This is a genomic window from Luteibacter sp. 621, from assembly GCF_050435445.1.
Classification (GTDB): domain Bacteria; phylum Pseudomonadota; class Gammaproteobacteria; order Xanthomonadales; family Rhodanobacteraceae; genus Luteibacter.
On the sequence record NZ_JBNDKI010000026.1, the window covers coordinates 42,837 to 55,959 of the forward strand.

12 protein-coding genes are annotated in these 13,123 nt (G+C 65.4%); 7 read left to right on the forward strand and 5 right to left on the reverse strand.

The window, feature by feature from the left end; translation table 11 throughout:
• Positions 1-127 precede the first annotated feature (127 nt).
• The 3 genes from ABIE56_RS20765 (at position 128) to ABIE56_RS20775 (ending at position 2,530) form a co-directional block, all read left to right on the forward strand.
• Positions 128-1,450 (forward strand): lysozyme inhibitor LprI family protein, encoded by a 1,323-nt coding sequence (locus tag ABIE56_RS20765; protein ID WP_429245709.1) that lies wholly within the window; start codon positions 128-130, stop codon positions 1,448-1,450.
• Positions 1,451-1,463: 13 nt separating this feature from the next.
• Positions 1,464-1,961, forward strand: a complete 498-nt coding sequence (locus ABIE56_RS20770) for a PH domain-containing protein (protein ID WP_429245710.1) — start codon at positions 1,464-1,466, stop codon at positions 1,959-1,961.
• 83 nt (positions 1,962-2,044) lie between these two features.
• A complete protein-coding gene (locus ABIE56_RS20775; RefSeq protein ID WP_429245711.1) occupies positions 2,045-2,530 on the forward strand; it encodes a hypothetical protein in 486 nt (161 codons plus the stop codon).
• Positions 2,531-2,542: 12 nt separating this feature from the next.
• On the opposite strand, the gene ABIE56_RS20780 is transcribed toward ABIE56_RS20775, so the two are convergent.
• From ABIE56_RS20780 to ABIE56_RS20795, 4 genes are all read right to left on the reverse strand, one after another.
• Positions 2,543-2,878 carry a hypothetical protein gene (locus tag ABIE56_RS20780; RefSeq protein ID WP_429245712.1) on the reverse strand — a complete coding sequence of 112 codons (336 nt, stop codon included), beginning with the start codon at positions 2,876-2,878 and terminating at the stop codon, positions 2,543-2,545.
• Positions 2,879-3,032: 154 nt separating this feature from the next.
• Entirely contained in the window at positions 3,033-4,409 is a 1,377-nt protein-coding gene (gene cycA, locus ABIE56_RS20785) for a D-serine/D-alanine/glycine transporter (RefSeq protein ID WP_429245713.1), read from the reverse strand.
• Between the two features lie 172 nt (positions 4,410-4,581).
• The gene (locus ABIE56_RS20790; RefSeq protein WP_429245714.1) at positions 4,582-5,931 is read right to left on the reverse strand and encodes a hypothetical protein; all 1,350 of its coding nucleotides are present in this window, start codon (positions 5,929-5,931) and stop codon (positions 4,582-4,584) included.
• 116 nt (positions 5,932-6,047) lie between these two features.
• A complete protein-coding gene (locus ABIE56_RS20795; RefSeq protein WP_429245715.1) occupies positions 6,048-7,112 on the reverse strand; it encodes an aldo/keto reductase in 1,065 nt (354 codons plus the stop codon).
• A gap of 115 nt (positions 7,113-7,227) precedes the next feature.
• Between ABIE56_RS20795 and ABIE56_RS20800 the strand changes: the two genes are divergently transcribed.
• A complete protein-coding gene (locus tag ABIE56_RS20800) occupies positions 7,228-8,127 on the forward strand; it encodes a LysR substrate-binding domain-containing protein (RefSeq protein ID WP_429245716.1) in 900 nt (299 codons plus the stop codon).
• 18 nt (positions 8,128-8,145) lie between these two features.
• Positions 8,146-8,529 carry a nuclear transport factor 2 family protein gene (locus ABIE56_RS20805; RefSeq protein ID WP_429245717.1) on the forward strand — a complete coding sequence of 128 codons (384 nt, stop codon included), beginning with the start codon at positions 8,146-8,148 and terminating at the stop codon, positions 8,527-8,529.
• Positions 8,530-8,588: 59 nt separating this feature from the next.
• Here the strand turns inward: ABIE56_RS20805 and ABIE56_RS20810 are convergent, their stop codons facing one another.
• A complete protein-coding gene (locus tag ABIE56_RS20810; protein WP_429245718.1) occupies positions 8,589-8,942 on the reverse strand; it encodes a response regulator in 354 nt (117 codons plus the stop codon).
• A 186-nt stretch (positions 8,943-9,128) separates the two neighbouring features.
• Between ABIE56_RS20810 and ABIE56_RS20815 the strand changes: the two genes are divergently transcribed.
• Complete coding sequence (locus ABIE56_RS20815; protein ID WP_429245719.1) at positions 9,129-10,367, forward strand: tetratricopeptide repeat protein; 1,239 nt, start codon at positions 9,129-9,131, stop codon at positions 10,365-10,367.
• A gap of 94 nt (positions 10,368-10,461) precedes the next feature.
• Complete coding sequence (locus ABIE56_RS20820) at positions 10,462-13,080, forward strand: M1 family metallopeptidase (RefSeq protein WP_429245720.1); 2,619 nt, start codon at positions 10,462-10,464, stop codon at positions 13,078-13,080.
• Positions 13,081-13,123: the final 43 nt, after the last annotated feature.

A 13,123-nucleotide genomic window follows, 5' to 3' on the forward strand; every position in this document is an offset into this window, starting at 1 on the left:
GTCCTACGCCTACACGTTCGCGGTAAGTGACCGACATCGCGAAGGAATTGTGAAATCAGGTTGAGGAAAGGCCGGGCTTCGTACAATGGCAGCCATTCGCCGGCAACCGGCGGAAAAGGAGAACAGTGTGAGGCAGTGGAAGGCAGGGCTCGGTGTGGCGTTGGCGATGCTGGCGCCCTGGGCGCACGGTGCGGGATTCGATTGTGCTAAGGCAGGCACGGGCGTGGAGAAGGCGATCTGCGCCGCTCCCAAGGTCTCTGCCGCGGATGGCCAGCTGGGCGAAGCCTTCAAGGCTGCGCTGAAGAACCACCCGGATCAGGCCGATGCGCTAAAGCTCGACCAGCGGCACTGGCTGGCATCGCGTGACGCGGCGCTTTCGACATACTCGTCGATCAAGGAAGCCGAGGGCAGCGTGCTGACGCTCTACCAATCGCGCATCGATTTCCTGAAAGGGCTGGATGCCACCACGTGGCCGAAGCCGTATGCGGCCCTGCGCCCCGTGCTGGCAAAGCTGCCGGCCAGCGACGCAAAGGTCCCGGCGGATTTCGCGAAGACGGGCGTGGCCATCACGCTGAGCAAGGACGTGCAGCTGGCCGATGCCGCCGCGTTCCCCTGGCAGCCGGATGCCAGCCTGCGCGAGGCGCTGAAGGAGATGGAAAGCTATGCGGGCTACCGCAAGCTCGAGGGTTCGCCCATCAGTTCGTTGTGGTCCATGGGCGGCACCGCGCACTGCTGGACGGAAACACCATTCCGGATCGAAGGAAAGCAGGCCATTGCCGTGGACGCACCGGCTGCATGGAGCGGCGGCGACTGCATGACCGACCATGGCATGGCGCGCATCGCGGGCGACGTCGTGGCCTATGTGGTGGGCGACGGCTCGGCGGACGAAGTGAGGTTCGAGACCTCCGTATGGAACGGCAAGGCGTTCGCGGAGGACCATATGCTGGTGCTGCGTTTCGACCACGCGCTCAGCACCGTTGCCAGCGCCTGCGCACCGACGAAAGAAGCGTGCGAGGACTTCGCGAAGGTGGCGATGGCCGCTGCCACGCGTTACGACCGCAGCCCGCAGAAGGGCTCGCTCGATACCGCTTTCTCGCCTGTCGACAAGGCAGCCTTCGCAGCTCAGCTGAAGGCAGCACGCGCCGCGAACGGTCCGCTCGACAAGGACAGCGAATCCCCCGAACTGCCCTTGCTCGATGATGCGGGCGGGCGTATGACGATTTACAGCCACGATGCGGAGCCTTTCCCCATAGTGTTCCGCGGCGAGACGCTGCTCGGCCTGATCGATCATGGCCATGTCGGCTGGCGCGAGAACAACGACTGGATGGTGTCCGCATGGCGGTTGAAGGCCGGCAAGCTGGAGCCCGCCGCCGCGGCCTACGTCGCGGTGGGCCGCAGCAAACTGCTCCTGGCCGCGCCGGTTCCGGCACCGCCGCCCGAGACCCACTGAGACCCCGCGCCGCATGAAAACCTTCGCCACCACCATGTCGAACGCCGTGCGCTGGATCGGTATCTCCACGGTCATGATCGTGCTCGCCGCCATCGCGATCGTGATGAGCCGCGATGCACCGGCCACGCTTGGCGTGCCACTTGCCGGCATCCTCACGCTTGCCCTGGCGCTCGCCTATGCGATCTCGCCACTACGCTACGAAATGGGTGGTGGCCGCCTGGTCATCCGCCGGCAGGTGGGCCGCTCGACCGTGGAGCTGCGCGGCGCGATAATTCGCGAGGACAAGGACGCGTTCAAAGGCCTGGTCCGCGTGTTCGGCAATGGCGGCTTCTTTGCCTTCGATGGCCTGTTCTATTCGCGCCACCTGGGCATGGTGAAGGTGGCTTCCCGTCATCGTGACCACGGCGTCGTGATCCAGCCCCCCAGCGGCCGCAAGGTGGTCGTGTCGCCGGATGATCCCAGGGCGTTCGTGGCCGCCGCGGTAGCCGAGGGCGCCGTGCTGTCGAATTGACCGGGTGAGGGCAAGGGCGAGGTGGCAAGAACTTGCGCCCTGGTGCTATATACGAACTATCCCCACCGGCAGGAGCCGACACCATGGCACGTGCTTCACGGATGTTCCCCCTCGCCGCGGCCGCCCTCGCGTGCCTTGCGGTCGCCACCACGTCGTTCGCCACCGAATCGCAGGGCTGGGACCAGGGCCGCGGTGTGTACCTGTTGCCCGACGAGCACGGCGCCCAGTTGGGCCTGGTCGCGTATGTCGATCGCCCCACGCATCGGGTGTCATATGGATTCCGGGAGCTGCCGCAGCGCTCGAACTGCGCCGCGGGCTCGATCGGCCGCAGCACCACGTTCGATATTGAAGGCCAGCGGCTCAACTTCCGCCGCGAATGCATCAACGGCACGTTTACCTTCGTGCCGCGTAGCACGCCGACGCGGCGTGCCTTCGAGAACCTGTTGGCGACCCATCCGGTGCTGCACATGCGTGCGCCGTCGTTCTTCCCGTTTACGTTCGACCTGGCTGGCCTGCCTGCCGTGCACCAGGCGTTGAACGTCCAGATCGCCAGCCGCGAACGACACTAACCGCCCAGGGCGTCACCACTTGATGGTGACGCTCACCCGCAGGGCCTGGTCCCGCGCGCCACCGCTGAACAGGCCGGGCGCCATGGTTTCGCGCGATATCGACAGGCGATAGCTGCCCTTGCCCCAGGTGCGCAGCACGCTGCGGTCCTGGACCAAGGCATCGGGAAGCACTGCGGTGCGATACGGCTGGCTGTCGTCCAGTGGGTTGCCGGGCCGGAAAGCAGGCTGGCTACCGTCAAGCGGCCCCGCAGCGGAAGCCGGCAGCGCGACGCACAGGCAAGCCGCCGCGCAAAGGGCGGCAAGCAGGGGCACTTTTGGCCGCGACGCGGCAGGTAGCGGAAAGGGCATGGGGGCTGGGTTCCCGGGCATATGGCGACGGGAAGCCGACGAAGCGCTCCCCGTTGCGGGAAGGCAGCAATGCGCGTGCCACGGGGTGTGAAGAACCACCCCGGCCTTTCACGTATGTGTAGAAGCGCGCGAGCGCGCCCCTACACGAGCGTTGTCAGGATGCGCGTTTCCGGCGAAGGACATACGCGATGCCCAGGATCGCGAACCACACCGGGCTGGCGATCAACGCCTGGCGGGTATCCGATTCGAGCGTAAGCAGCACGAGTACAAACGCGAAGAACACCAGGCACACCCAGCACATGATCACGCCGCCGGGCATCTTGTACGACGACACGGCATGCAGTTCAGGGCGTTTCTTCCGGTATGCCATGTACGAGCAAAGGATCAGCGACCAGACGAACATGAAGAGGATGGCCGAGAGCGTGGTGACCAGGGTGAATGCGGTGACCAGGTTCGGCACGACATACACAAGCATGGCGCCGCCAAGCAGGCACACGCACGAGAACAGCAGGCCGCGCGAAGGCACCGCCGCTTTCGAAAGGCGCTTGAACGCCGACGGTGCGTGGTCTTCTTCAGCCAGGCCGTAAAGCATGCGGCTGGTGGAAAAGATGCCGCTGTTGGCGGAAGAGGTGGCCGAGGTGAGTACGACGAAGTTGATCAGGCTTGCCGCGGCAGGAATACCAGCCAGCACGAACAGTTCCACGAACGGACTCTTGCCCGGGAGCACCTGGCGCCACGGTGTCACCGACATGATCACTACCAGCGCGAGCACGTAGAAGATGATGATGCGCACGGGGATCGAGTTGATCGCCTTGGGCAGGTTCCGTTCCGGGTCCGCCGTTTCCGCCGCGGTGGTACCGACCAGCTCGATGCCGACGAAGGCGAACACCGCGATCTGGAAGCCGGCGAAGAAGCCGTTGATGCCCATGGGGAACATGCCGCCGTCGTTCCACAGGTTGGCCAGCGAGGCCACGTGCCCATCCGGTGAGCGGAACGCCCACGCGACCATGCCGAAGCCGGTGACGACCAGCGCGCAGATGGCAATGATCTTGATCAGCGCGAACCAGAACTCCAGTTCGCCGAACAGGCGCACAGTCGTGAGGTTTAGCGCGAGCAACAGCACCACGCAGAACACGGCAGGTATCCACGGCGCCAGCGACGGGAACCAGAACTGCGCGTAGTTCGCGATGGCGATCACATCCGCGATGGCGGTGATGATCCAGCAGAACCAGTACGTCCACCCGCAGAAGAAACCGGCCCAGGGGCCGAGCAGGTCGGTGGAGAAGTCGATGAACGACTTGTAGTCGAGATTGGAGAGCAGCAACTCGCCCATGGCGCGCATGACGAAGAACAGCATCACGCCGATGATGAGGTACACGAACAGGATGGAGGGGCCAGCCAGGCTGATGGTCTTGCCCGAGCCCATGAACAGCCCGGTACCGATGGCGCCGCCGATGGCGATGAGTTGCAGGTGGCGGTTGGAAAGGCTGCGCCGGAGGTGATCGGGGCTGGATTCCTGCGTTTGGCTCATCGAGGTGCTCGGGACGGGACGGAAGGCTGCACCATAGTCGCGTTACCGGATTCCGGCAAACGCCAGGCACCCCGGCATACGCCCCCCACCCCGGCTCTTGTAGGAGCGCGCTCGCGCGCGATGGGTGCTTGCGGCAAGCCTTATCGCGCGCAAGCGCGCTCCTACGGAAGCTTCATGGGCTACAGGTATCTGCGATGCCCTGGACCTGCCAGCCGGAGCTATCGGCCAGGGTGCTGACTGACATGCAGGGCCCCAGTGCACCCGGTGGCAGCTGCAGAAGCTCACCACGCACGATGTACTTCTCGTACAGCGGGGTGATGTCGCCACCGCCGGCTGCCTTGATGGCGGCCACCAGGGCAGCGGCCGGATCGGCTTCCTTCGGGTCCATGGCGCGCAGCACATCGGCCATGCACGCCTTGCCACCGGTCGCGTTGCGCAGCTGGGCATCAAGCAACCAGCCGAACAGCAGGCCGCGTTGGGTGGGGATGTTCTGGATAAGCGGCGCGCGTTGCCAGTCCGCGACCACCTGCGCATTGCTGGCGCGGCGAAAGGGCGAGTTGCCATAGTCCGCACTGATCTGGTCGAGATAGGCGGCGACATCCTGCCGGGCCAACGTGTTGGTTTCTGTGACCTGGCTTACCGCAAGGTAGGTACGCAGGCCATGGGTGTACCAGGCCGTGGCGGGGTCGCCCGTGCCCGCTTGCACCATGCTTGCGTAGTTCTGGATGAGGGGTGCGGCCAGTTCCCGTCCCGGCGCATCCGGTCCCTGCACCACGCTCATGAAGCCACCGCTGCTCCACGCGCTATAGAACGTGCCGGTGGTTGGCAGTACGCCGATGTACATCGGGAAATCGACGGCACCACTGCCGGCGGCTTCCGCGAACGGGCGCAACGCGGCGGCAGCGCTGTCGATCAGGCTTGCCGATGCCTGGGCATCCGTGGTGTACGCATGCAGGGTCGCTGTCGTACCAAGCGGGCGGCTGGCATCGACGATGTGCCTGCCGATCAGGCAACCGGACATCCCAAGCTTGCCAGCATCCACCGGTACACCCGCCGGAATGCTCGATAAGCCACGCCATCCTGCGGGCAGCCTCCAGTCCAGGTCGATCTTGCGCGGAACCCAATCGTCGGGGAGGGCCAGGATCATGGGGCAGGCGCTGTTGCTCCAGTCCGCGGTGAAGAAGGGGCCCACGTTGTGTTTCGCCGCCGGATCGGCATCGGCGGTGATTCGGTAATGCAGGACAAACGGTGCACCGGCTACGGCGGTGACCTTGATGAGGCCCGCTTTGCTGCTATCGACGGCCGCGGTGGCGCGGATGTCGCCTGGCGGGCTGCCGATCCTGAGCAGAAGGCTCCCATCCGAGCCGGTGGCAGCCTCCAGCGAAATATCCAGCGCCGTAAGCACGCCCTTCACCAGCACCGGCGTGATGGTGTAACGCAGCGGCGGTGGCTCATCGGCCTGGGCCATCGAGGTGGTGGCGACGAGTGCGGCGAGTACCAGCTTCCGTGGAACGTGTGCCATGCGTGGCGTCTCCGTAGTGATCCGGGGAACGTCATTGCAAGGCACGGGCCAGCACGGTGCCATGCGGCCTGTGGCATCGCGGCCGGTGTCCGCGGACACCGGCCGGACACTTTGGCTTACCAGCCGCGCTCGATGGATGCACCGCCACTCACCGAGGCCTGCACGATCGGCAGGAAGCGGTGTGGGAAGATCGGATCGATCGCGCTGGCGTCATCAAGGCGCTGCAACTGTGCCGGTGTAAAGGTGACATCCAGTGCCGCGAGATTCTCTTCGAACTGTTTAGCGGTACGCGCGCCAAGGATCGGGATCACGCGCGGTGCCTGTTTCGCGAGCAGCCATGCGATCGCCGTCTGCGCAGGTGAATGCCCCACATCCTCGGCGACTTCCTTCAGCACTTCCACGATATCGAGGTTGTGCTCGCTGAGCGCACCCATGTTCGCGGCCACCGCGGCACGGCCGCCGTTGAACATGTCCTTGCCCTTGTTCGCTTCGATATCCGCGCGGCTGTATTTGCCAGTGAGTACGCCACTGCCCAGCGGCGACCATGCCAGCACGCCCAGGTCGAGCGCGTCGGCCATGGGCAGCAGATCGTGTTCCACCGTGCGCTCGATCAGGCTGTACTCGATCTGCAGCGCGACGAACGGGGCCCAGCCGCGCAACTCGGCGAGCATCTGCATGCGCGACACCTGCCATGCCGGTGCATCGGAGATACCGGCGTAGACGATCTTGCCGGAGCGGACCAGGTCGTCGAAGCCGCGCATGATCTCCTCGACCGGCGTGGTGTAGTCCCACACGTGCAGGTAGTACAGGTCGATGTAATCGGTGCCCAGGCGCTTCAGGCTGGCCTCGACGGCACGGACCATATTGCGGCGGTGGTTGCCGCCCGTGTTCACGTTGCCCGGCTCGGTGTTGAGGCTGTACTTGGTGGCGATCACCGCGCGATCGCGCCGGCCTTCCAGGAACCTGCCGAGCAGGGTTTCGGATGTGCCGCCGGTGTAGAAGTTGGCGGTATCGATGAAGTTGCCGCCGCGCTCCATGTAGGTGTCGAGCATGCTGCGCGACTCGGCCTCGCCGGCACCCCAGCCCCAGCCTTCGCCGAAGGTCATGGTGCCCAGGGACACTGGGCTGACGCGCAGGCCGGAACGGCCCAGGGTGGTGTAGCTATCCAGTTGCAGAGCCATGGGGTTGCCTCGGGTGTTGGGGGATGCGCACACCTTAGGCGCTCCGATAGTGCTGGATATACGGATCTTGCGCGCATACGCTTTGAAGCATGGCTTCACAATGAGGGTGCCCACGGTGCCGAACGACCTTCTGCCCGCCATCGCGGCGTTTGCGCGCGTGGCCCACCACGCCAGCTTTACCCGGGCCGCCCGCGAACTGGGGGTCTCGCCCTCGGCGCTGTCACAAAGCGTCCGCGCCCTCGAGGCAAAGCTGGGCGTGCGCCTGCTTGATCGCAGTACGCGGCGGGTAGGGGTGACCGAGATCGGACAGCGCTTCCTCGAAGAGGCGCGCGCGGGGCTGGGCGCCATCGAACGCGCAGTGGATACGGTGAACGATGCGCGCGAGGCGCCCGCGGGCGTGCTCCGGCTGAACCTGCCCAAGGCGGTCGCCGATATCGTGGTCGTGCCCCACCTGGCGGACTTTGCCCGCGCCTACCCCGATGTCACGGTGGAGATGCACTGCGAGAACCGTTTTATCGACCTGGTCGCCATGGGCTTCGATGCGGGTTTCCGTTTGGGCGAAAGCCTGGCCAATGATGTCGTCGCCGTGCCGATCGGGCCGCCACAACGCGTCGCGACGTTTGCCTCGCCCGCTTATATCGCCGTGCATGGAGCCCCCGCGACGCCGGCCGACCTGCTCAGGCACCGCTGCGCCTGCATCCGGCTGGATCACGATCGCAGCGTGGAGCGGTGGGAATACGCCATCGATGGCCGGATCGTGGAAGTGGAAGCGCGCCCGGCCATCATCAGCAACGATGGTGACCTGCTGCTGGCCACGGCACGCGAGGGGCTGGGCGTGTGTTGCCACCTGGAGGGCGTCGTGGCCGCGGATCTCGCCAGTGGAACGCTGGTACCGGTACTAACGGACTATTGGCCTACCTTTGGCGCGTTCCACCTGTACTATCCAAGCCGTGTGCACATGCCCAGGAAGCTGCGCGTCTTCATCGATTTCCTGCGCCAGCGCCACGCCACGTAAGTGTCCACGGAGGCTGTCATGATCGATCCCGCACGCCGGCAACTGATCGAGATCTACCTTGCCGCGTACAACCACTTCGATATCCCCGCCATGCTGGCGGCGCTTACCGATGACGTGCGTTTCGAGCACCACCAGGGTGGCGAATTAAGCGTGGCCACCGATGGCAAGCCCGACCTGGAGAAGCTCGCACGCGTTGGCGCGCAGCTGTTCGCCGCGCGCGAACAAACCATCGTGTCGCTCGAAGAGCACGGCAACGACATCATTGCCACCATCGATTTCCACGGCGAGATCGCCGAAGACATTCCCGATGGCCCGGGCGCGGGCACCATCATCGAGATGCAAGGCACGACCGAGTTCGGCTTCGCCAACGGCAAGATCAACAAAGTCATCGACCGCGCCTGATCCCGCCGGTCCGTCCGATGCCGCGCTCCGTGTAGGAGCGCGCTCGCGCGCGATGCCCCTCAGGCCGCCGCCAGCCTCGCCACCGTCGCCAGCAACGTCTTCCGGTCATACGGCTTGGCCAGGTACTCCATCCGCGGCAGCAGCCAGTCGTGCTGTTCACGCAATTCGCCGGAGGCGACGAGGACCCGCATGTCGGCGTGTCGCATCGCAAGTTCCTGTCCGGACACCATGCCGGGCATGCGTACATCGGTGAACAGGATGTCCGCCGTGCCGGTCTCGAGCCAGCGCTCGGCTTCGTCCCCGTTCTGGGCGGTATGCACGGTATGCCCCTCGCCCTCAAGGATCATGGCGGAGATTTCGCGGATAGCGTCGTCGTCCTCGACAAGGAGTACGACCAGGGGATCAGTGGGCATGGCTCAGCTTTCACAGATGGATCATCGAGGCAAATAACGCGGCCGCCGTGAAGGTGCCGTGGAGGTACGTACGTCGGCGCACGGCCATGGTTGCCCCTGGCTATCCGAAATTGCCGATATCCCAATACCCCGCAACCACTTATGATGCCCCCACAAACGACGACAGGCGTTTTGCAGGGGAACGGGATGTCGGAAGGTACCAGGGGCGGCGTGCTCGGCGACCATCGGTTCGTCGCGGAAATGGACGCGCTGCAAAAATTCGGCCGGCTGGAGAAAGATGCGCAGCTTGGCGACGCGCAGGCGCAGTTTCGCGTCGGCGTCATGTATTTCGATGGCGAGCACGTGGCCCAGGACCGTACCCGCTCGGCCCACTGGCTGCGCCGTGCCGCAGAACAAGGCCACCTTGATGGCCAGTTCCGCCTGGCCATGCAATACGCGGAGGGTCATGGGGTACTTCGCGATACCGGAGAGGCGGCCGAGTGGCTGCGCCGTGCCGCGGATGCCGGCCACGCCGAGGCCCAGTGCGCCCTTGGCACCCTCTACGCGCGCGGCCACGGTGTCACCGCCGATCGCGAACAAGCCCTGCACTGGTGGGGGATGGCGGCAGATCAGGGCCATGCCCAGGCCTGCGTGAACCTTGGCGTTTCGCATTATTTCGGCCGCGGCGTACCGCGCGATGCGGAGCTTGCCTTCGCTTTCTATAGCAAGGCCATCGAACGTGGCGACCCGACCAGCCGCGGTTACGCGGATGCCCTGTGCAGCGTCGCGCATATGTACGTCGATGGCGTGGGCGTGCCGCGCGACGCGGCGATGGGAGCGCACCACTACCGGCGCGCCGCCGAACTGGGCAACAGCATCGCGCAGTTCACCCTGGGCAAGATGTATGTGGAAGCCAGTGGCCTGCCCGCCGATCGCGAGCAGGCCCGCTACTGGTTCGGCCGCGCGGCCGAGCAGGGCGACAACGAGGCGAAGCAACGCCTGGCGGAACTGGATGCCGAGGCGGCTGACCCGGTCGTATCCGCGCGCCAGGCCGTGACCGGCCCGCAGGATGCCGCGGGGCAGTACCAGCTGGGTATGCGCCTGGCCACCGGCGATGGCGTGGCCCGCAACGATCCGGATGCCGTGCGCTGGCTGGCCCTGGCCGCCGACAAGGGCCACCCCCAGGCACAGTTCGCGCTGGCCCGGATGATCGATGGTGGCCGCGGCGTGCCGCGCCATATCGAAGAAGTGTTGCGCCTGCTCCGCCTGGCAGCGGGACAGGCCGTGCCCGATGCCCAGTACGAGCTGGGTGTGCTGCACGAAAATGGCGATGGGGTGCCGCGCAGCGCCGCCATTGCCCGCGCCTGGTATCGCAAGGCGGCGGCGCGGGGGCATCTCAAGGCATTGAAAAAGCTTGAAAAGCGGCGTTGGTGGAAGTTCTGGTGATTTTCGGCGCATGAATTTGCGAGCATGACTTCCGGCGCTACTAAAACCCCTCGTTTGGGCTGACCATCACACGGTCCACCATCAGGGGTTCCCCATGCGTAAAACTCTCGTCAGCGCGATCGCCTTTGCGCTCGCCGGCCTCTCCACCCTCGCCGGCGCCGTCGACGCCCAGCAGGCCCCCACCCAGTTGCCGCGTACCGTGCGCCCGTCGCACTACGATGTGTCGGTGGTGCCGCACGCCGACAAGCTTGCTTTCGATGGCAAGGTCGCGATCAACATCGATGTGCTGGAACCCACCGCGACGATCACGCTGAACGCGATCGACATGACGTTTGCCAACGTGAAGCTCGCCCCGGCCAAGGGCAAGGCATCGTTCGGCACCCCGAAGGTTTCGGTCGATGCCGAAAACCAGACAGCCACCTTCACCTTCGACAAGCCGGTGCCGGCGGGTGCCTACCGCCTCTCGATGGACTACACCGGCAAGATCGGCACGCAGGCCAACGGCCTGTTCGCCATCGATTACGACACCAAGGCCTCAGGCAAGAAGCGCGCGCTGTACACCCAGTTCGAGAACTCCGATGCCCGCCGCTTCATCCCGTCGTGGGACGAGCCGAACTACAAGGCCACGTTCACGCTGGATGCCACGGTGCCGTCGGAAGACATGGCAGTGAGCAACATGCCGGCCGCGTCAAAGAAGGACGTGGGCAATGGCCTGGTGAAGTGGACCTTCAACCAGTCGCCGAAGATGTCCACCTATCTGGTCTTCTTTGGTGCCGGTGAGTTCGATCGCATCACCACCAAGAGCGAAGGCGTCGAGATCGGCGTCATCACGCAGAAGGGCCTTACCTCGCAGGCACAGTTCACGCTGGACTCCGGCAGTGCCGTGCTCAAGGAATACAACGATTACTTTGGCGTGCCGTACCCGCTGCCGAAGCTGGATAACATCGCCAGCCCGGGCTCGAGCCAGTTCTTCGCGGCCATGGAAAACTGGGGCGCCATCTACACCTTCGAATACGCGCTGCTGCTCGACCCTAGCATCTCCACGCAGGGCGACAAGCAGGAAGTGTTCAACACCGCGGCGCATGAAATGGCGCACCAGTGGTTCGGCGACCTGGTCACCATGCGCTGGTGGGATGACCTGTGGTTGAACGAAGGCTTCGCCTCGTGGCTGGCCTCGCGCACCACCGAGCGCCTGCACCCGGAATGGCACACCAACCTCGATGCCGTGGATACGCGCGAAGGCGCCATGGGCCGCGACGCGATCGCCACCACCCACCCGGTGGTGCAGCACGTGGAAACGGTGGAACAGGCCAGCCAGGCTTTCGATGCGATCACCTACGCCAAGGGCGAATCAGTGATCCGCATGCTCGAGGCCTATGTGGGCCCGGATGCGTGGCGCAAGGGCGTGCAGGCTTATATCAAGGCCCACGCCTATGGCAACACGGTTTCCGATGACCTGTGGAAGGAAATCGAAGCGGCCGCCGGCAAGCCGGTCACGCAGATCGCCCACGATTTCACGCTCCAGCCGGGCATCCCCCTGGTGAAGGTGGAATCCGTGTCGTGCGCCAATGGTTCGACCACACTGACCCTGTCGCAGGGTGAGTTCACCCGCGATCGCCCGGACAAGAAGCCGCTGGCCTGGCACGTGCCGGTCATTGCGAAGACCGTGGGCGGCGCACCCGCTTCCACGCTGCTTGATGGCAAGGGCACGCTCACCGTCGCCGGCTGCGGCCCGGTGATCGTCAACGCCGGCCAGACCGGCTACTACCGCACGCTGTACGCCCCGGCGCAGACCAAGCAGCTGCAGGGCGCGTTCGCCAAGCTGGAGCCGATCGACCAGCTCGGCGTGATGGGCGATACCTGGGCCCAGGGCATGGTGGGCTTGCAGCCGACCTCCGACGTGCTTGACCTGATCAAGGCCGCGCCGCTGGATGCCACGCCGCAGCTGTGGGATGAGATCGCGACCGACCTGTCCAGCCTCGATGCCTACTACGAGGGCGATGCGAAGCGCCAGGCGACGTTCCGCAAGTACGCCATCAGCCGCCTGTCGCCCAAGCTCGACCAGGTGGGCTGGGAAGCGAAGCAGGGCGAGGAAGCCCCGGTCGCCATCCTGCGCTCGCACCTGATCGGCACGCTCGGTTTCCTGGGTGATGCGAAGGTGGTGGCCGAGGCGCGCGATCGCTACGCCAAGAACACCATGCCGGCCGAGCTGCGCAAGGTGATCCTGGGCGTGGTCGCCACCAACGCCGATAGCGCCACCTGGGACAAGCTGCACGAGCAGGCGAAGGCGGAGAAGACCCCGCTGGTGAAGGATCGCTTGTACGGCATGCTCTCGGCCGCCCGCGATGAAGCACTGGCCAAGCGCGCGCTGGATCTTTCGCTCACCGATGAGCCGGGTGCGACCAACAGCGCCGCCCTGATCCGCGGCGTCTCGCGCCTGCATCCGGAGCTGGCGTTCGATTTCGCCGTGGCGCACAAGGACCAGGTCGACAAGTTCGTCGACTCGACCTCGACCGCCCGCTATTACCCCGCGATCGCCACCAGCGCCCTGGACCTGAAGATGATCGACAAGGTGCAGGCGTTCGCCACCAAGTACATCGCCGAAGGCTCACGCCGCGATGCCGACACCACGGTGGCGACCATTCGCTACCGCGTGATGGTTCGCGACCAGCGCCTGCCGGCCGTGGATGCGTGGCTGAAGAAGAACGGCTAAACCGCTAGCGCCGTTCCCCGTAGGAGCGTGCTTGCACGCGATG